The sequence below is a fragment of the Geobacillus sp. FSL K6-0789 genome (assembly GCF_038593135.1).
Classification (GTDB): domain Bacteria; phylum Bacillota; class Bacilli; order Bacillales; family Anoxybacillaceae; genus Geobacillus; species Geobacillus stearothermophilus.
Genome location: NZ_CP151966.1, coordinates 351008 through 370566, shown reverse-complemented (window position 1 = coordinate 370566; position 19559 = coordinate 351008). Strand labels below are relative to the sequence as shown.

At 48.1% G+C, this 19559-nt stretch carries 16 protein-coding genes, 1 pseudogene and 1 CRISPR repeat array; of the genes and pseudogenes, 1 reads left to right on the top strand and 16 read right to left on the bottom strand.

Annotation, left to right across the window (positions count from 1 at the left end):
• Positions 1-3: 3 nt before the first annotated feature.
• The 9 genes and pseudogenes from cmr5 to NSQ51_RS01850 all read right to left on the bottom strand — a co-directional run bounded on the left by cmr5 (position 4) and on the right by NSQ51_RS01850 (position 9660).
• Positions 4-408, bottom strand: coding sequence for a type III-B CRISPR module-associated protein Cmr5 (gene cmr5 / locus NSQ51_RS01890; protein WP_025039256.1), 405 nt, complete (start codon positions 406-408; stop codon positions 4-6).
• Positions 409-422: 14 nt separating this feature from the next.
• On the bottom strand, positions 423-1325 hold the full coding sequence (gene cmr4 / locus NSQ51_RS01885; protein ID WP_042382412.1) for a type III-B CRISPR module RAMP protein Cmr4: 903 nt from the start codon (positions 1323-1325) through the stop codon (positions 423-425).
• Positions 1325-2455 carry a type III-B CRISPR module-associated Cmr3 family protein gene (locus NSQ51_RS01880; RefSeq protein WP_049624456.1) on the bottom strand — a complete coding sequence of 377 codons (1131 nt, stop codon included), beginning with the start codon at positions 2453-2455 and terminating at the stop codon, positions 1325-1327. Before NSQ51_RS01880 ends, cmr4 begins: the two co-directional genes overlap by 1 nt.
• On the bottom strand, positions 2452-4092 hold the full coding sequence (gene cas10, locus NSQ51_RS01875; protein WP_049624455.1) for a type III-B CRISPR-associated protein Cas10/Cmr2: 1641 nt from the start codon (positions 4090-4092) through the stop codon (positions 2452-2454). The genes NSQ51_RS01880 and cas10 overlap by 4 nt, the downstream gene beginning before the upstream one ends.
• Positions 4089-4994, bottom strand: coding sequence for a type III-B CRISPR module RAMP protein Cmr1 (gene cmr1, locus NSQ51_RS01870; protein WP_049624454.1), 906 nt, complete (start codon positions 4992-4994; stop codon positions 4089-4091). The genes cas10 and cmr1 overlap by 4 nt, the downstream gene beginning before the upstream one ends.
• Complete coding sequence (gene csx2 / locus NSQ51_RS01865; RefSeq protein ID WP_049624453.1) at positions 4994-6334, bottom strand: TIGR02221 family CRISPR-associated protein; 1341 nt, start codon at positions 6332-6334, stop codon at positions 4994-4996. The genes cmr1 and csx2 overlap by 1 nt, the downstream gene beginning before the upstream one ends.
• 2 nt (positions 6335-6336) lie before the next feature.
• Positions 6337-7536 carry a putative CRISPR-associated protein gene (locus tag NSQ51_RS01860; protein WP_049624452.1) on the bottom strand — a complete coding sequence of 400 codons (1200 nt, stop codon included), beginning with the start codon at positions 7534-7536 and terminating at the stop codon, positions 6337-6339.
• Positions 7537-7919: 383 nt separating this feature from the next.
• A pseudogene (locus NSQ51_RS01855) lies at positions 7920-9059 on the bottom strand (transposase).
• Positions 9037-9660, bottom strand: a complete 624-nt coding sequence (locus NSQ51_RS01850; RefSeq protein WP_064213731.1) for an IS607 family transposase — start codon at positions 9658-9660, stop codon at positions 9037-9039. The pseudogene NSQ51_RS01855 and the gene NSQ51_RS01850 overlap by 23 nt, the downstream one beginning before the upstream one ends.
• A gap of 638 nt (positions 9661-10298) precedes the next feature.
• Between NSQ51_RS01850 and NSQ51_RS01845 the strand changes: the two genes are divergently transcribed.
• Positions 10299-11486 (top strand): IS701 family transposase, encoded by a 1188-nt coding sequence (locus NSQ51_RS01845; protein WP_339239558.1) that lies wholly within the window; start codon positions 10299-10301, stop codon positions 11484-11486.
• A gap of 237 nt (positions 11487-11723) precedes the next feature.
• Here NSQ51_RS01845 and NSQ51_RS01840 read toward each other — a convergent pair whose 3' ends face one another.
• From NSQ51_RS01840 to cas4, 7 genes are all read right to left on the bottom strand, one after another.
• Complete coding sequence (locus NSQ51_RS01840) at positions 11724-12524, bottom strand: AAA family ATPase (RefSeq protein ID WP_064213564.1); 801 nt, start codon at positions 12522-12524, stop codon at positions 11724-11726.
• Positions 12517-13770, bottom strand: coding sequence for an IS481 family transposase (locus NSQ51_RS01835; protein WP_117219280.1), 1254 nt, complete (start codon positions 13768-13770; stop codon positions 12517-12519). The genes NSQ51_RS01840 and NSQ51_RS01835 overlap by 8 nt, the downstream gene beginning before the upstream one ends.
• Positions 13771-13922: 152 nt before the next feature.
• Complete coding sequence (locus NSQ51_RS01830; RefSeq protein WP_033011705.1) at positions 13923-14468, bottom strand: DUF6431 domain-containing protein; 546 nt, start codon at positions 14466-14468, stop codon at positions 13923-13925.
• Positions 14469-14646: 178 nt separating this feature from the next.
• Positions 14647-16795: direct repeats of the CRISPR family, unit length 30 nt; unit sequence GTTTCAATCCCTCATAGGTACGATAAAAAC.
• A 182-nt stretch (positions 16796-16977) separates the two neighbouring features.
• A complete protein-coding gene (cas6, locus tag NSQ51_RS01825) occupies positions 16978-17724 on the bottom strand; it encodes a CRISPR-associated endoribonuclease Cas6 (RefSeq protein ID WP_049624949.1) in 747 nt (248 codons plus the stop codon).
• Positions 17725-17764: 40 nt separating this feature from the next.
• The gene (gene cas2 / locus NSQ51_RS01820) at positions 17765-18028 is read right to left on the bottom strand and encodes a CRISPR-associated endonuclease Cas2 (protein ID WP_013522869.1); all 264 of its coding nucleotides are present in this window, start codon (positions 18026-18028) and stop codon (positions 17765-17767) included.
• Between the two features lie 10 nt (positions 18029-18038).
• Positions 18039-19040 (bottom strand): type I-B CRISPR-associated endonuclease Cas1b, encoded by a 1002-nt coding sequence (gene cas1b, locus NSQ51_RS01815; RefSeq protein WP_020279826.1) that lies wholly within the window; start codon positions 19038-19040, stop codon positions 18039-18041.
• A 2-nt stretch (positions 19041-19042) separates the two neighbouring features.
• Positions 19043-19552 carry a CRISPR-associated protein Cas4 gene (gene cas4, locus NSQ51_RS01810; protein ID WP_020279825.1) on the bottom strand — a complete coding sequence of 170 codons (510 nt, stop codon included), beginning with the start codon at positions 19550-19552 and terminating at the stop codon, positions 19043-19045.
• Positions 19553-19559 lie beyond the last annotated feature (7 nt).

Sequence of the window (19559 nt, the reverse complement as noted above, 5' to 3'; positions counted from 1 at the left end):
TCCTTACTCTGCCGCCTTTGCATCGTCTTTCGCCATCCCGTCGGCAAACTTGCGCATCCAATCTAACAGCGCCATGGCTTCCATCGTCCATAACCGGTAATCAGCGCTCGATAAGTTGACGACAGCCTCGACGAGTTCTTGGTTTGCCGATGAAAATTGATCCGGAAACTGTTCCCTCATCCATTTTGCGAGGGATTGATAAATCGCCTTGTATTCCTTCCCTTTTTGAAAACAAAACGCCAATGCTTGTCCGAGACCGTTGACTTGAATTAAGGACGGCATTTTTTTGACGTAAGAACGATAGTTTTCGAAGCTTCCTCTCAATCGTTCTTTTGCCTGTTTCACTTCTTGAAACGCAAATGCGGCTCTCCCGTTCTCAATCCCCACACGCTTCACGTTTGTTTCCATGGCTTCTCCTCCGTTCACACCCAAATCGTTCTCATCATTCCGCGACCTAATGTACTGTTCCCGCCAAGCTGAAAGACGGATGGAAATTTGTTTTCATTCAGAAAGTACCGTTCAATATCCGCAGCCTTCGCAAGACCGTCTATTCCGTCTCCCCGTACATCACCAATGTAGAGGAAACTGTAAAAAACCGTTTCTGGCGGAACATTTTCCTCATACCAGAGCGCACCGTTGTCAACGGTCCCTGTCTCCGGTGAAATGCGAATGCGCGCGTTAATTTCGGTCGACAATTTGACGAAATCCGTGAAATCGTCATCGGAGAGAACAACGAGTCGATCTACAAGACGCAGGCGGCAATGCTCCCCAAGGAGGGCGGCAAGTTGTTCCGCCAGCTGTTTCGCTTCAGAAGAGACGGTGACCGAAAACGCATACTCCTCCAACACAATGCGTCCATTGACCGCCATCAACCGGTCGGAACTGACCGTGTTCGGTGCGGGCATCGGAAGAAGTTGAACTTCTTTCCCGATCGATTGCTGATGAACGCTCATCTCTTGATTCCACCGCTCAATCACAAACGGGCACGTAATCCAAGCAAATACGCCGCGAAGCGATTTAACCGGAAACAGCAAAACACGTGCATCACTCAGAGCAATGGCGCTCGCTTGTGTGACGCTTTCCTGTCCTTTGTCCGCGCCGAAAATCAGTTCAAGCTTCTTCCGTTCAAGATTCTTCCCATCTTCAGGAAGCGACTCTGTCATATGATATCGAAGCGCCCCTTTGAGCGAGGAGCTTTCGATTTTTGGAAATCCTGTATGCTTCTCTCGCTGAATAGGCAAGTCGACAAACCCGATCTCGCTCCCGCTCCCCGCATGGACAGACGTAATGGCATGCATAAGAAAAGGCCGTACGATCGAATACATTACAACTCCTCCTCGCTTTCTTTCGCACTCGTGATCACTGCAAATCCAAACCCTTCCTCCGCCCCTTCATCGGTGAGATGAACGCCGTCAAGGGCGGAGAGGACAAGAGGCAAAGCATCGTCGCGTTCGATCTTCACATAGATGACCGAACCGGCTGGGATCATCCATTTCCGCGGTTTTGGCCGATGTCGGACGATGTCCCATCCCCCGTACAACTCCGGACGTCCGATGGAAGCGGCAAGCCATGTCACCACCGCTCCGTTCGGCCATGTCCACCGATCACCGTCCATCGCAATCGGACGAGAGCCGTTGGCGAAAATCGCAGGGGACAAAAAGATAATCTTTGCCAGCCTCGTCCGCTCGATGTCTTGTTCAATCCTCTTTTTCTCGTCCGGATTCCATATACGAAGCATTTCCGGCTGCTGGCGGATAGACCACGGCCGGTTTTCCCCGCCGATCCGCGCCCACTTTACCTTGGAGAAATCAGGACCATCACCGATGTAAGCGACAAGGGACGCCCCATCTACAAAACGCCCTTTCGCCACCCGGTATAAAAGCCCCTTTTGGGCTGTTCGGCTGGACGTGTCGAGTTGAATTCCCACCTTATCTTCCCGAGCGATGAACGATGACAATGAACAAAGGGAAGAGATTGGCTTATTCTCAAGAAGCGCCTGCTTCCATTCCTCCATCGGGACGTAATAGTGCTGCGGACTTTTCGTTTTGTCACGCCGCGAAGAAGCCAGACGCCACATCGAAGCAGATGATGAAGGCTTTCGGTCTTTGACAAGCCGCAATGGATACGCTTTGAGCGATTTTTCCTCCTCTATGACTTGATAATCAAAGGGCAGGGGAAAGAACAAGACGTCTTCTTTCACCAGCGTGCAATAATGGAGACAGAACTGCCCCCGCTCAGTCGGGGTGCCCATCCATCTCCTCACCTGTTCATCACTGCCCCTCGCAAAGTCGTCAAACGTGCTGTACGCATAAATGTACGCCGCCCGCAACGCGCCGTAAATCGTATTCGGGCGCGGAGGGAATATCGACTCCATCACCGTCGCCTCCCCCGCTTGCGTCGCATGATGGTTTTTAAAGAAAAACGTGTCTACCGGTGTCAAGACTAATTTTGTCATTGCCCGTTCCCCTCGCTCCGTTTGAAAAAGGTCAATATCTTTAACAGATACAAAAAGTCATAGCCGCTGCGAACCGCTTCATGCAAAGACAAAAGAACTTGCGTGTGATGGGCGATCTCTTGGGCGCTCAGATGGCTTCCCTCTTTTACAGACCGCTTAAGCAAACGCCGAAGCTCTGTCGCGAGCATGTCGCCATTCTCCCATTTAGGGCAGTGCCGCTCATGCAGCAGCGGGGCAAACGCGGAAGCGAAATGAAAAATAAAGTTCGGCGACAGGGATGTTTTCAACAGATGAATCCATTGATCCAATAATTGTGAAACCTTCTCTCCCCCAATCATCCATGGGAGAACCGCTTCCGAAATCTCACCAGAGCGGGTGTGAAGCGCTAAAGCAAGGGCGTCCTTTTGCTGCCCCGTCTTGTCGTTGGAATACTGTTTCGCCTTTTTCTCCAACGCTCTGACAGCGTTAAGAACGAGATGGAGCGGCGACTTTTTGTGAGCGATGACCACGCCAAACGAGGCGGTCGCTCCATGACCTAATCCTTTCCATTCATCGCCAAACGCCAATCGGAGCTCCTCCGCCGCTTTCAGCACCGTCTCGGTCGGCAAGAAGGCGAGAACATCATCGCCTCCTGCATAAACAAGCTTGCCGTGGCATTGTTCTTCGACAATTTGAGGAACGACTTCTTTCGCAAATCGCGCCAACTTTTTACTCGTTTCGCTATACTCCTCTTTCCGCTCCCCGGAGAACCATTTCCCCATGTTGTCCCCATCCATCATGAGCACAGCGTAATAATCGCCCGCTCCGATCTCGAGGACAGACGGAAACGACAAAAACGAGGCGCCAAACAACTTGGAAAAATAATCGCGGGCGGCCCGTTTTCCTAAACAAATGCCGCATAAAAATTCATTGTCTTGAATCCGTCCCGCGCGGCGGTCATCTTCTTCGCCCCCAGCTCCTTGAAATTCCGCCGCCCGCCGCTTCCAAAGGTGGAGCGTTTTCCGCTTGATCTCACCGTAATGATCCGTTTCCTTCATCTCGGCAAGCCGCAACGCCTCCCTTTCCTTGCAGACGGAGCAAACAAGGCCGGATTGGGAAACAGGAATGTAATGCTTCTCATTTTTCAGCGCCCCCAACCGCCGTTCGGCGCGTTCACGCACGGTCCGGAACGAAGCGGACGGCTCATACGGTTCAGCGACCCAGTACACTTCTAAAAACGACTGCACTTGCTGTTCCACCATCATCTCCAGCCATTCATACTCTTCGGCAGTGAGATGTGGAAACACGCGTCGAATGGCTTGAAAGCAGAAGTCCAGAAACACTTGGCGAACATTGTCCTCCACTTCGCGCAGCCAGCCGCCAACCTTTTCTTCTGTTCCCTTCATCACCACCGTCACGCGGTTCGGGATCGAAGCAATGCGAAAATCCCGCGCAGATGGCGACCGCAACTCCTCCCTTGTGACGAGCGGGTATACGACTTCACAGTTGGCGTCCAATTGGTAAAACTGTTTGATCGCCTCTCGCACCAAGTGGGACAAAATATAACTTCCGCTCCAAAAATCTTCCGTTTTGCGGGCTGAAGCGATAAACGACTGCACAGGCCCGACCGTAAAAATGACGATATAGCGATTGGTCATATCCTCACCCCAACGATCTCTAAAAACCGGTTTCGATCTCGCTCATAGCGCGGCTCGCTGTAGCGCGAGCCGCCGCTTCTCACTTCCGTCACAATCGGGTGGTACCGATTCCCAATTTTTCTCACCGTGCACCATAACGGGGAAGAAAGCTTTCCTTCTTTCCCTCTCATATATCCTAGGCTGCCATAACGATTCGCTTCATGCGATGCCCTGCCAAACGCCTTCACCACTTCCGCCGCGCTCTCTTTTCCTTCTCCAACCCACACCGCGTACAATACCGGATGAGGTGTTGCGATGTCTTCACGTCGTGCCACAAGGCAGCCGCGCTCCGCAAAGGAAAACGCATCCGCCGCCCCGATGCGTTCTAGCGTCATACGCAAACTTTCACCGTATTCCTCAACGTGATCCCATTGATGCTCCGTCCATTGCACAGCTCCGAATCCGCGGCGCGACCGCTGCCCGAAGCTGGCGAGGTGAAGCATATATTGAAAGTGCCAATCATATTGCGCCAATCGCTCTTGATGACGCTTCCGCACCGAGAGCGTCACGGTCACCTCCCCGCCGGCAGGAAGCGCCGGAACAAACGTTGGAGACGTACGATGCGGCAAAATATTTTCTCTCATTGTCCCTTCCATCGCTCTTGCCAACGTTAGATGGACAGGCGATTGCTGCTTTGTTTTCCTCGTGCCGCCAAACCACTCTTCCTCCTTGGCAAGCAGCTTTTCGTGATTAGGTTCATCCTGCAGCGTCCGCCACCAGTACCTCCATACCCCTCGCAACGACGGAAGGCGAAACTCCGCCTTCTCCCTCGGATCAGCGCCGTGAATGGCGGCCGGCGTCAAGAGAACAAGCGGATATGACGACTGAGCAACAGCTGTTACCCCGCTTTCCTGATAGGCCATCACGCATTCTCCTTTGAGATTTGCATCGTTTTTGCGAGCGCTGACATGCGTTCAAAAAACGCACCAAGTTCTCGGAACGACTGCTCCGCATCGGGCCAAAACTTTTCCGCCTTTAGCGGTTGCGGCCGCGCCCCAGCATGATTGATGTCGTTGCGCCGCTCCTTAAGCGTGCTAAATCGTTTTAAGTCGCCCTTATAAGGAGACAAGAAATCGATTATTTGTTCAACCCGCTCTACGGAACGAACGCGCCATTCCTCTTTCGGAATATCTCGCAATAAAATTTCAATAGCCGAATGAACATCTCCCCGGGCCTTCTCATTCCGCAAATCAAGCCCCAACACCCGGCAAACGGCCGTCACCGCATTTTCCTCCAACATCGTCAGCGCCTGCTGAATCAATCCGTGGTCCAAACACCAACGCACAGCCTTCCAACTGTTCATGATCGGATCATCATCAAACATCGCATACTTTTTCTCCATCACATCCAACAATGGGACAAGCGGTTTAATCGCTTCCGCCGACGCTGAGCGAACGCGGCCGAGCTGTTCATGAAATTTCTGCACTTCTTCATCGATTTGCAAGCTTCGGCACGTGCGGATCACTTTTTCCGTCTGATCAAGCTGCTTCGTCAACTGATTTAATTCTTTCACTTCGTTTCGCATTGTCTGGCTCGAAGACGGATTGCGGAACACTTCGCTGTTTTCTTTCGCGGTCAGCGCCTGGATGATGGAGGCATCCCCCGTGCGCAAAAATTGATCGACCCCGTTCGTCCAATCGAGCAGCCTCGCCATGCTTGTCAAATTGACAATCGGCGCCAACCGCCGTTCTGGAGGCAACTGTTTGACATCGACTGGACGCCCAAGCATTTCAAACCAGCCGTAAACGATCGCGCCAATGTCCGCTTTTTTCACAAAGCGGGCGTAGTTCAACACGATGAGCGCGACAAACGGGATGGAACGGAAACTGTGGGTGATGTCAAAATAAATCGTATCCCCTTCCCGAATTTCATTCAGAATGCAGTCAAACAACCGCCAATTGGCCTGTTCATCCTGACGGCTTTCCATTTCCACGAGCTTCACATTCGCCTCAGGGGCGATGCGCTGAAAAGCGGTGGTCAAGCCCTCCAGCCGCTCCTCCCCTTTCAAGCGGTCTTGCCCATTCCGCTCCCGCGCCTCTTTCGTCGCAAACACCACCACATCCATCGGCCCATCCCCGCGAAACAACTCATACACCGCTGTCTGGATAAAACGCGTATAAGAAGACGATTTGCCCTCGTATGTGTAATAACAATATTCATAATCGCTCAATCCAAGAAACGACAACAATACCCTTCTCCCCACGCTTATCTCCCCACTCCCGCCAATTGTTTCGTGATATCGATAAACTCAGAATCCTCTTCATAAATCCCTTTTCCTCTTTCCGCTTCCCGCTCATATCGGTTATGGTCAAGCCATAAATAGTTGGCATACAAGCAATCTTCTTTTTCATCGTATCGGTAAGCAAGGCGAAACGCCGTCTGTCCGTTGCTCGCTCCTTTGTACAAGTGATATTTCACTTTTCGGACATCAATCGTTTTGAATGACTTTTCGTGGTACAAAACGCCCATGTCTCCCTCTTCATGCTTCAGCTTCTTTACCAGCTCCCGCATTTGTTGGTGCACAAACAGCAACTGGTGATGATTGTGTTGCAACATATTGGCGACTTGTTTGGATACAAGGTACGTGGTCGCAAACAAATGTTTATATTTTTCATGTTCAAACAAAAATTGTCCAAATGCACTTAAATACACAAGACCATCCTCTTGCTGGAACAAAAACGGATATTGAAGAATACATTGTTTTTCGCGGTAAGAAAGCGAATCCGCATCAACCATGTCCTTTTGGCATTTCCGCAACAGATCAAAGTGATCATGAACAAATTGCTCGTCAATATGTATGGGCACAGGAGGAATCTCATGCAACACTTGGCCGTCCTCATGCATATAAGCCGTCGGGTAGTGCAGAAACGCCCCGACGATGTAGCCCAACGATGTCATCACTTTATACCCGCCAATCGGCGCAAAACAAGTTGTTGACGGTTCCCCGTGGGAGAGAGCATCCGCCACCTTCCACATGTATTCCCCCAATGTCTCTTGCATCCGTCTTGGATGATTCACATCCACATCCACGTACATGACGCGAACATTTGCCGCAAAGTCTTCCTCAAGCAATCTCGTCAACACGGCTTCCACAATCCGTCCTCCCACCGTGTCTGTCGCAATGAGGACAACCGTCGGCCTCTCCGCCAATTTCCCTTGTCGACGAAGTTCATAAATCATCGAATACTCCGCCGACACACGGTTGGGATCCCGGGCGGCCTCATGAGCAAACTGCCTGGCATGACGAATCCATTCGTCAATTTTTCGTTGTTTTTCCTCATTGATGTTGGCCGCGCTCAACCAAGGACGAATCTCCCCCATGATTTCATCCCGATTCATCGAGAAAACGTTCCTGTTTCCTGTCAACAGCGACACACCACACGTTACAACAATATGCTGGTACAACCGCCCTTCCCCTCCATATTTCTTTCATCTTGGGAAAATATAGCTATGTTTATATCAATTATATCCTATTTTTCAAGTATAGAGGGAGATATTTTTCAACAATTCCAAACATTTTACCGCTGAAGAGACGGGTGAAAAACGAATTTTCCACCCAACTTCGCGAAGGCGAATGGAAAATAACAAGGCCCCTCGAAAGTAAAAGAGCGTCTCTTCCAGCTGGTTTTTCCGCTGCTCCCGTTACGCAAAACTTACAAAACTCTACAAGAGACTTGCAGAAGTTTTCGTTTGCTTCCTTGTTCATCGCGTCCGATTTCGCCGAAGCTACTCTCGTTTGGTTGACGCTCCGAAGGCTTCACTTCCCGTGTAACTCACGGTACCCGTCACTATGCAGGATATCCCGAAAGATTGATGCTTGCATTTAAATCTCTGTCCATTTCAAGTCCACAATCCTCACATCGAAATACCCGTTCTGACAGCTTGAATGATTGTTTTACATCCCCGCATGAACTGCACGTTTTCGATGATGGATGCCATCTGTCGGCTTCCACCCATTCGATCCCATGCCATTCACATTTGTGTTTGATTTTTTGTTTCAGCATGTACAAACGTTGTTGTTGAATGGCTTTGGATAGATGACGGTTTTTCATCATCCCCTGAATGTTTAAATCTTCCATTACCATACGAGAAGGCTTGGTTCTCACCAACTCGTTGACGACTTTGTTTTCGTAGTCCACGCGTTTATGTTCCAATCGAATCCGCATCTTCTGCATCTGTCTCTCGAGTTTTGCAATGTTGCGTGTTTTGACGTAACGGACTGCACCACCTTTCTCTTGAATTTTATTCATTTCATACTTTCTTGAGCATTGGCGTTGCAACCGACGCAAACGCTTTTCTAGTTTTTTGATTTCTTTCGTTTTGTTTATGTTTTGGAATGCCCGACCGTCTGAACAAACGGCCAGATTTTGTATTCCCACATCAATTCCTAGCGTATGGCTGTTTAATGCGATAAGCGGCTTTTGGATATCATATCCTACGGATACATACCAATGCACACCGTCAAACGTGATCCGAGGGTTTTTATACTTTGTATTCGTTGGAATTTTTCCTCATTCGGATAGGCGCACCCAGCCGACTTTTTCGAGATATACATGCGTATCGCGAAACTTGATTTTGGCTGTGTCGTGATAGAAGGACGGTTTGCTTCTCTTTTTGCTTTTAAACCTCGGCTTTCTTGCTTGCCCCTTAAAGAACTTCTTGTATGCCTCGCAAGCATCCTTAATGGCTTGTTTGGTGATGTTGTTGGAATACTGATATAGCCATTGATAATTTGGATCGTTTTGTTTTAAAGCCGTCAGCCTTTTTCGCAACTCCCCATCCTTGATGAATGTGCCGCCCTTTTTGTAGTTGGCTTCTTGTTGTTCAAGCGCCCAATTGTATGCCCAACGAGCCACACCAGCGGAGCCAAATAATGCGGTCTTTTGCTTGTTGTTTGGCTCTAGCCTAACTTTGATGGACCGAATCATCCTCAAGCCACTCCCTTATCATCTTCTTGACTCGGTTGGCTCTTTTCCCTTGAAGTTTACAACTGAAAACGGTAATAATTTGGACTAAATCCTCGACCAGCTCTTGTTCTTCTGTTTTTTCTGTTTGGTCAATGATTTCAATTTCTGTCCCATAACGTTGACAGATTTGTTCAATCAGTTCAAACCCAAAACGAACGAATCTGTCTTTATACAAAACAACAATTTTTTCCACTTCATGATTACAAACCATGTCGATTAGGCGGCTTAATCCCTTTTTCGTGTAGTTGATTCCACTTCCAATATCTTCGATGATTTCAAACGAATACCCTTTTGCAATCATATACGTGCGTACTGCTTCAACTTGCCGTTCCAACTCATCTTTTTGTTTCCGACTCGATACTCGACAATAACCAACGACTTTTTTAGGAGGAGTTGCCTTTTTGATCCCAAGTATTTGATGAAGCTGTTCTTCTGAATAATAGCGAAATCCTGACGGTGCAACATAAGCAGGCTGTAAAACATTATTTTTATCCCAATTTCGCAAAGTTTGCTGACTTTTTCCGATAAGTTTTGCAAATTCGCCAATACTATAATACTTCACAACAATCAACTCCCTACATAAATAACACCATAAAATTTATTATTTTTGTAGAGAGTTTTATAAAAAATTATAGAAATTTATTAACTGTTTCACCCCCCTCTTAAGGAGTGACACAAAACAACGTCGGAGGACGAAACACAAAAAAAGAATCCCCTGCTCAAAAGGGATTCCCTCGATCGAAAGATGCCGCCGACATAAATTGCCGCCATCTTATTTTTTCTCCCGCCTCTTGGAAAGGCAACCTGTGAGACTAGAAATGCCTTTGCCCAACTTAGAATGCTGTGCTGCCTGTTCCGCAGGCGCCCATCCGTTGCGCACAACGCTTCATCTCCGCAAACGAAGCACATGAGAGATGTGGTCTAAACTAACTCTGCGATAACAACGAGCCCCCCATCACACCTGCGCGCGAAGATGGAGAGGGTTCAGTTCCTTGTGGATACGATAAAAACATCATAGATTGGCTTGACCGCCGCAAGCGAAAAGTTTCAATCCCTCATAAGTACGATAAAAACGTTTTCTGTAGATGAGCAAATTCACTGACATAAATTGACAACTAAACAAAAAAGGAGACATGAACCGGACTCCTTGGGTAAAATAGATGTGCTCAAAACCCATTCACACAAGGAGGTTCATGTCTCATGAATAGATTAGCACATCACCAAGGAATCCACAAGTTTTTCTTCACGCTGGGGTTGACGCTGCAGCTTTCCAAACCGGTCATCAAGCATCTCATTCATATTGTCGATGCCTTGACCACCAAGGGATTCTCGGGAACATTGACTGATATTCATTACTGGAGCTTTCATCCGAATCATCGAACGACGCTCCGTCACTTTTTCACGAAAAGCCCTTGGAACGAGGAAAGGCTGCTTGGGAAGCTTCAAGAGTGGATCCTTTCCCAGGTCGAACGACTGGCCAAACGGAAGAATCAACCCCTTTTTGTTTCGATTGATGATACGATTTGCCAAAAAACAAAGCCTTCGTCACGGGCTGTGCACGCCATTCAAGGGTGCGACTGGCACTACTCGCATAAAGATCATCAATCGGTCTGGGGGCATTCGCTCGTTTGGCTGATGGTGCACACCTTCACGCAGGCGTTCCCATTTGCGTTCCGCCTGTATGACAAGAAAGCGGGAAAAAGCAAGATCGACCTGGCGATCGAGATGCTTTCCTCGCTCAAGGTGAAGCGGGCTCAGCCGGTGTATGTGCTCATGGATTCGTGGTATCCGTCTAAGAAGCTCATCGAAGCCTGTCTGAAACAGGGATTCCATGTCATCGCGATGCTCAAGACGAACCGGATTCTCTACCCGAAAGGCATCGCCATCCAAGCCAAGCAGTTCGCCCGCTATATCGAGTCCAAAGACACCCGCCTCGTCACGGTGGGGCAGGAGCGTTATCGCGTGTATCGCTATGAGGGGGCCATCCATGGCCTCGATGACGCGGTGGTGCTGCTGGCTTGGAAGGCGGATCAGCCGATGGCGCCGGAACATCTTCATTGCATCTTGAGCACCGACCGGGAACTCGGGGACGAAGACATCTTGCGTTACTACGCCCAGCGCTGGACGATCGAGTGCTTTTTCCGGCAGGCGAAAGATCAACTGAAGCTGGATGGATACCGCGTTCGCCACATTCGGGCGGTGAAACGGTATTGGGCGGTGGTGCTGCTCTCCTGCGTGTACAGCATCGCCGAATCCCGACAAAACCTCTCCACCGGGCTGGAGCTTCTTCGGTCGCGGAAAGACCACAGCGTCGTCGAGTTCATTTATGACGCTGCAAAGCAAGAGATTCCCATTGATGTGATCAAAAAACAGCTCCGTATCGCGTAAGGGGCACCCTGTTTGTCTCTCTAACCATGGTGTAAACTAGCACATTATTTCAGAATCCCTTTTTCAAATTATTTCAGGCGGATTCGGAAATAATGTGCAAAATTTTTGCGGATTGTTCCGGATTTTGCACATTCTTTCGGAACGTTTGCACGCTCTTTCAGATGAAGATTTCCAGCGCGCCTGATGGACCTATGGAAAAGAGAAAGCACAAAAGAGGCCGATTCGGCCCCTTTCGTGCTAATACCCCATTTCCTCTGCGGCCATGCGCACCACTTCTTCGTCAATGGCGTCCTTTTTCAGCTGATACCCGTATAACAGGCACGTCGTGGCCAACGTGTTGATCACCCGAGGCCATCCCCGCGACTGCAGGGCAATCGCCTCTAACGCCGATGGGGTGAAGATCGGATGCTTCGCCCCGGCCTGTTTCATCCGATGTTCGATGTAGCCCGCCACCTCTTCCTTCTCCAGCGGCCCCATCCGGTATCGCATGATGATCCGCTGGTCGAGAGGGCGGTGCTGATTGAGCCGCAGCTTCCCCTGTAAATGGGGCAGCCCGGCCAAAATCAAGACAAATGGGTTGGTCGAATCCATCTCAAAGTTGAACAAGATCGCGATGTCCTGTAAAAATGCATCCTTCGCTAAATGCATCTCATCCAAAATGAACACCGGCGTGATCCGCCGTTCATGATACAATCGCTCGATCGCCTGCTGGATTTGGCGGAAGAGGTCTACCTTGCGGTACTTCGGTTCCTCTCCTAATCCCAAGGCCAGTCCACGGTAAAAATCCATCACGCCTCCGGTGGATAACGGAAAGTAGACGACATGATACAATGATGGATTCAATGACTCTTTCAGCGCCCGAAGGGCGAACGTCTTGCCCGCCCCCGGCTCTCCGATCAACAGCCCGATCCCCCGGGTTCGTTTCACGTACTCCAGCGCCCGCAACGCTTCCTGAAATGACGCCCCTTGATACGCCTCGGACGGGTCTGTTTCTTTCGCAAACGGCTCCCGCGAAAGGGAGTAAAACGATTTATACACTGTGTTCTCCCTCCTTCGCCGGAATCGCCGCAAACGGGGACCGATGGCGTTTTACATAGGCATTGTCCTCCAAACGCACCCGAATGGCTTCCGCCACCCGTTTGCCCTCTTCGTACACATAGACGCCTCGTTCGTCATAGCGGAGCTCAATCGATTGCCCAATGAACCGAGGCGGCACTTCGTATAGCTGTTTATTCAGGGTGATTGTGCCATCGGCTTTCACCTTGCGGTGCTCCCGTTTCAGAAAAATCGCATCCAGCCAATCGCCATCTTCGATGAACGACACGAGATGCACTTGCGATTGAAACACCTCATGCGGCGTTTTTCCGTCCAGTGAGGCGTGCGGTTTTCGATGATACTCCTCTTCAAGCCACTTCCAAAAACGCTCGTTCAACTCGTCAAGCGATTTCGGCGGATTCAGCTCCAACAGTGGATAAAACCGTGTCTGTACGGTGCGGAAGAACCGTTCGATTTTTCCCTTGCTTTGCGGGTCATACGGCTGGGTGTGGATGAGCGTAATTCCCATCTCGGCGCACGCATACTGCAGCACCTCGGACCGATAAATTTTCCCGTTGTCCGAGTAAATGCGTTTCGGCTTCCCGCAACGAAGCACCGCTTCCTTCGTGACGATCCGCAGCCCGTCAAACTTCTCCGAAGGGAAAAATTGGGCATATGGCACTAACCGCGAGCAGTCATCGATATACGCGATCAAAAACGTTTTCTGGGCTTTCCCATGGACGCGAATCGTGGGTCCATGGGATAAGTCCCCTTGCCATAGCTCATTGATCTGGTCATACGCAAAACGCTTTCGCTCCGGCATCGGCAAGATTTCTTTTCCCACCAGGTTGTGTTTTTTCAACAATCGGTATATAGTAAAGTAAGAGGTATGATTTTCTGGGATTTCCCCCTGCTCGATCAGGTGTTCGTAGAACACCGTCACGGGCATGGTGGGATGTTCTTTTCTTAGGGCTAAAATATGATCCTCATCATCGGGCGACAGACGCCTTGAGTGGCCGCGGTCCGAACGGCGCTTCGGCTTTAAGGCGTCAAAGCCCCCTTTTTTGTATCGGGTGCACCAATCGAGGATCGTCTTGGCTGCGATTCGTTTGTCTCCCTGGTGGGGAACATGGTGCACTCGCTCGCTCACCTCTTTCAGATACGTCTTCGGTTCCACCTGCCCATTCACCAACGGAGCGATTAGCCCGTACCGAAACAGGGCAATGTCGTGTCTCATCGACTCATTCATTCAAATCTCCTCCTTGTCTCACTTGGAATCAGGACCGTTCCGGTCCGTCTGCCCTTATCGTACCGAATTGCTTTTTCTCCGTCGATAGGAAAGGTTTGTGGGAACCGAAACTATTTCCAATTTAGGGTATGTATGTAAAATCAGGATCCCATTTAATTCGCAAAAGGGTGTCGGAATCCGCCCTCCCACATCTCTCTGATGGCCGAATCAAGACCGTGTTCCTCTAACGTCTGGATCCACCAAGAAGCCCGTTCCTTTTCTTTTTTCACGATAGGGCCTATGATCCTCCACCGCCTCGCAAAAAAGCTGTGAAGGCTTGATAGGTTTCGGTAGAACCGTCGGACATAAAAGATGATGCCGTCCTTTGTCGGGAGAAACGGAGCCTGGTTCGTCCTTTCGGTCAATCCCAACTGCTCTTTCACGACTTGCCATATGGCGGACAACGTATACTGAAAATACGGGAGGAGAAAGGAAGGCAGCACACTCACCGTCTTCAAGCATTCCCGACAGCGATACCGGACAATCCAAATGCGATAATCACCATGTGGGGTCAATGCGTTTCGCTCATAGTAACCGTGGCGGTGCAACGGGCGCTTGGCCCGGCAATGCGGACACTTTTTCAGAAGAGGGAAGTCGTTTTCTTTTCCACGCTCTGCATACGTTTGGACGTCAATGCCAAAGTCATGAAATTGGATCACGTCCTCCTCCCCCTCCTATGAACCGATGGATTTTCTCTTCCGAAATAATTCACAAAAAATTTAGCACATTCTTTCAGAAAAGGGGAGAGGGCTTTCTGAAGGAATGTGCAAAAAAATGTCTCTTTTGTTCCGAAATAAAGTGATAATTTACAATGAAGGTAGAGAAGAAACGCCAAAGGTTTCAATCCCTCATAGGTACGATAAAAACATGAATTCCGCTACATCATCAGAAGCCGAAGCAAGGGTTTCAATCCCTCATAGGTACGATAAAAACGCCGTACTTCTTGATGCCCTTTCTCGTCTGTTCTGTGTTTCAATCCCTCATAGGTACGATAAAAACGCTCAACGACTGCATCCAACTTTTGCTGAATACCTTTGTTTCAATCCCTCATAGGTACGATAAAAACATTGAGTTGTTGGATAATTTCTTGACGCCGATCTACGTTTCAATCCCTCATAGGTACGATAAAAACGTAAACTTCGTGAGTGGAATCCGCATTGGCGTCCGTGTTTCAATCCCTCATAGGTACGATAAAAACGTATACATACCGCGGATTCTTCAAAGATGAAGGAGGTTTCAATCCCTCATAGGTACGATAAAAACATACCAGAAGGACTAGAAGACTGGCAGAAACGAGATAGTTTCAATCCCTCATAGGTACGATAAAAACTGTACCACCGATGATGGAAGATGGGGCGATTCCATTCGTTTCAATCCCTCATAGGTACGATAAAAACGCAACAAAAACAAAATGTAGGAGGTATGGTTATGAAGTTTCAATCCCTCATAGGTACGATAAAAACTGGATGCGGAAATGGCGATTTGCTCAGGCGATTGATGTTTCAATCCCTCATAGGTACGATAAAAACGCGTACGTGGCGACGCAGGAGACGATACAGATACTGTTTCAATCCCTCATAGGTACGATAAAAACGACGTGTTCAACTCCCAGTTCGCTGACACTCAGCTGTTTCAATCCCTCATAGGTACGATAAAAACCAGAAACACGCTTCCTTTGCTCTTCCGTAAACTTGGTTTCAATCCCTCATAGGTACGATAAAAACGAGTAGTGAAAAGCGAAATCTGGATTTCGAAATATGTTTCAATCCCTCATAGGTACGATAAAAACTCTTACGTCATGTGGGCAATGGACACATTCAACGAGGTTTCAATCCCTCATAGGTACGATAAAAACGTACAAAGGGCGGGGAAAATGGTCTAAGTAGGTCGAGTTTCAATCCCTCATAGGTACGATAAAAACATGACCGGCGGCGCGATTATGATTATGATCGGCAGGTTTCAATCCCTCATAGGTACGATAAAAACTTAGCTGTTCTTTATATACAGAGTGATTTGGTATTCTGGTTTCAATCCCTCATAGGTACGATAAAAACATTGACAAAAACGAAAAAGTATGCTAGACAAATAGACTGTTTCAATCCCTCATAGGTACGATAAAAACGCGAAAATCTAGGCGACATTTTGTATCTCGTAGAGGGTTTCAATCCCTCATAGGTACGATAAAAACCGTTCACGATCTTTTGTAAGGAGATTGTTTGTTGATTGTTTCAATCCCTCATAGGTACGATAAAAACCAAATGAAACGCAAAGGATTATAATAAGATTAGCGGGTTTCAATCCCTCATAGGTACGATAAAAACCGGATCCTCCTCGCCGTTTTCAGCTTGCGCTTTTCGGTTTCAATCCCTCATAGGTACGATAAAAACTGTAAGCGCCCATCGACTCCAGCAAGCGAGCCTTTTCTGTTTCAATCCCTCATAGGTACGATAAAAACAAAAATTTGAAGAAAAGATATAAAGGAGAAAATAAAGTTTCAATCCCTCATAGGTACGATAAAAACTGACGTTCTAGGCGAATCGTATTTAGATGGCTACTACTGTTTCAATCCCTCATAGGTACGATAAAAACGTTCAATTGACTGTAAATTTCCTCTTCCTTTTTGTTGTTTCAATCCCTCATAGGTACGATAAAAACACTGAATTTGCCGGGTATCCCGGATGATTTTTATCGAGTTTCAATCCCTCATAGGTACGATAAAAACTACTTTTCATTTTGTAGCTTGTTTTTCAGTTCGTCGTTTCAATCCCTCATAGGTACGATAAAAACGCTGGGATCTCCGGGATGAGTTTCGATACGTTTGCGAGTTTCAATCCCTCATAGGTACGATAAAAACTGGAGGCTCCAGCGACAGAGCGATCTCGGGAGTCGCGTTTCAATCCCTCATAGGTACGATAAAAACCGGAGGCTCCAGCGACAGAGCGATCTCGGGAGTCGCGTTTCAATCCCTCATAGGTACGATAAAAACCCCAAAAATGCTTGTTCCATCAAGCTTTTCGGTTTGGAGCTGTTTTCAGCATACCACGTTTCAAAAATTCTGTCAACGGCTTTCAACCTTGATGGCTGTAGGCTTGAGGCGCTAAAAACCATTGTCGTCGATCCCCCGGGGTTTTAGCACGATTGGAGGTCGACGACAATCTCTTGACCCGTTTATTCGCTTTTAAGGCGAAACATGCCGAATCCTTGTGAATTTCGGCCACCTAGACCGACATGATATAAAAATGTCAACTGTTCTGGTGAAGAACAGAGGCGGTAATAGCCAAGCCACCCTGTAATATACATATTCTTGAACATTGTCACCACACGATGACGATGATGAACGTGAACCGGCTCGATCAACAGTCTTTCCGTCGGCGGAACGCCGTAGTACGCTTCATATTTATGACGGAAATTCAATTCAATCAGGTGGGGGAACACCTCATCATCGGGGTCAAAAAATTGCGTTTTCTTTCTTCCGTCGAACGTTTCATATGTGCTATATACGGTCAATGGAGAGAGCATGACAATGTCCATTTCGTTTTCGCGTATGTCGATGTTCTCCATTTTGACACTTTTCACTTCGATCAGCTGTCCGTAAAGCTCAATCTCTCTCTGCAACAAAAATCGCTGTCCAAGTTGCTGAGTCAGCTCTGGGAGAACGGTGTCGATATGCCATTGGAAATCATCCAAAAACCGAATCGCTTTTTTTCCCCGATCCACTTGGTGCGTTCCAAATAAACGGCTAAACGTGAAGAGTTTAAATGACCGTTTCCCGTGACGGAATCCTTTGTCATGCAAAAATGCAGCTAACTGCTCATTTTCTAACGAACGATACAACATCCCTTGCAACAAATGCTGGTAATGGAGCGGCAAGGAAACAGGCCCTTGCCGCCCGCTCATCGTGATTGTCAATCTCATATGTTATCCTGCCTTCCTTGTTGAGTGCCGTCCTTTGTTCTTATAAAATGAATTCGTCCCCACCCTTTTTCAATCCCATCTCTTCTCTTTTCGAATACTTTTGGGTGCGAAACGTGTAAAAAATAACTGAATCCTCATCGGGATCCATAAGTTGGCGCAATTCCATCTTTAACTTTTCGTAATTGGCTGACGTAATTTCCCCTTCGAATACAGAGTTTTGCACCCAGTGGAGATATTTGCGGGCAATCTTCAACGCCTTGGCTACACGCTTTTCATTGAAATCATACACAAGAATCACGAACAAACGATCCCACCTACCAGCGAGCCGCATATGGCTCGTACGTTTTTTCGCCAAGAATGTGCTTTTGAATTTTATACAGTTCAAGTCGAATCAGACGGCGATAGGATACAGACTTGCCAAGATGGCGATGCTGGACGGTCGTCTGCATTTTTTTCTCGAGTTCACTGACGAACAGTTTTCTTCCTTCTTCATTCAGCATAATGCCGTTTGTCAACTTCTCAAAATGTTTACTGGACAGCATTTTCTTATTTACTAATGCAAAGATCAAGCGATCTACAATGATCGGTTTGAAAATTTCCGCGATGTCCAAGTTCAAGGAGAAACGGCGAAAGTTCGTACTGTGCAAAAACCCGATGCGCGGGTCTAGGTATGTCTTATAAATCTCACTGAGGCACATTGTATACACAATCGAATTGCCGAAGCTGATCAGCGCATTTAAACGGTTATGCGGAGGACGCTTTGTCCGTTTCTCGAACACAAAGTCCGGATGGCGAATGATGGAATCAAACGATGCATAGTATACCTCGCGAATATGACCTTCTACCGCCATTAACTGCTCCACCGTTTCCGCCTGATCAAGCTTCGCCTCTTCTTGTTCAATCGATTGCAGCGCCTTTTCCAATTCCTCTGGTTCGGAAAGGCGAGGGCGGTAATATTTTAGCACCCGCTCCATTTGACGGATGGAGCCTTGGACAAACAGACGGGCAAGTTCCAACCGTTTTCGAGGATCGAGATAATGTTCTGCCTGCTTCAACACGACATGACCTGAATTCAAGTGTTCCCGCGGATAAAAAGAACCAACGTAGTACCCGTAATGGTTAAAGTAATGAACGATGATCTCTTTTTGCGCCGCAAATTCCAAAAATCGCTTGGACACATCCACTTCGCCGAAAATATAAATATCATTTGTGTTTTCAACCGGAATGTACCGTTTCCGCTCTTCCGTTTCAAAGTATAAACTATTATCTTTACGGCGCAGTTCACCATTTTGGAAAATATACAACGTCTTTTTCATTCTTATTCCTCCGCCCAACAATATTCACGATAGGCGCATTTACCGCAGAATGAGATCTTTTTTGGCGGCGGTGGGACGGGCATTCGCGCGATGCGGCGGATGTCTGCCACGGCGCGTTCCAGCTCGCTCCGCGCTTTTTCCGTCCATTCGATCCGTTCTTTCTTCCGCTCTTTCGGAAACAACAGTTCCCCTTTCGCCTCAATTCCCGCTCTCTTTAACGTATCCAAATAGTATAGCAGCTGCATTCGGGCGCTTTGGGAATAGCTCGATGATTTTTTGACTTCCCCAATGATCAGCTCTCCTTCTTCTTGACGAATGCGGTCAATGACAATATGGCCGATCGACAGTTCCTTTTTATCCCGTTGATAATATGTTTCAGAAAGAAATCGTCCAAGTTCTAACGCCTCATCCTCTTGATCGGGGGCAATTTGATGTTTCATAAGCCAAACTTCGCGCGGGCAAATGTAATAATACCAAATATCCGTTCCGGTGACAGGCATTTCATATTCCATTGACTTC

Bases quoted from the DNA above. Each gene is read 5' to 3' on its own strand.
- cmr5 (WP_025039256.1), bottom strand. From the start codon at position 408: ATGGAAACAAACGTGAAGCGTGTGGGGATTGAGAACGGGAGAGCCGCA.
- cmr4 (WP_042382412.1), bottom strand. From the start codon at position 1,325: ATGTATTCGATCGTACGGCCTTTTCTTATGCATGCCATTACGTCTGTC.
- NSQ51_RS01880 (WP_049624456.1), bottom strand. From the start codon at position 2,455: ATGACAAAATTAGTCTTGACACCGGTAGACACGTTTTTCTTTAAAAAC.
- cas10 (WP_049624455.1), bottom strand. From the start codon at position 4,092: ATGACCAATCGCTATATCGTCATTTTTACGGTCGGGCCTGTGCAGTCG.
- cmr1 (WP_049624454.1), bottom strand. From the start codon at position 4,994: ATGGCCTATCAGGAAAGCGGGGTAACAGCTGTTGCTCAGTCGTCATAT.
- NSQ51_RS01845 (WP_339239558.1), top strand. From the start codon at position 10,299: ATGAATAGATTAGCACATCACCAAGGAATCCACAAGTTTTTCTTCACG.
- NSQ51_RS01835 (WP_117219280.1), bottom strand. From the start codon at position 13,770: ATGAATGAGTCGATGAGACACGACATTGCCCTGTTTCGGTACGGGCTA.
- cas6 (WP_049624949.1), bottom strand. From the start codon at position 17,724: ATGAGATTGACAATCACGATGAGCGGGCGGCAAGGGCCTGTTTCCTTG.
- cas1b (WP_020279826.1), bottom strand. From the start codon at position 19,040: ATGAAAAAGACGTTGTATATTTTCCAAAATGGTGAACTGCGCCGTAAA.
- cas4 (WP_020279825.1), bottom strand. From the start codon at position 19,552: ATGGAATATGAAATGCCTGTCACCGGAACGGATATTTGGTATTATTAC.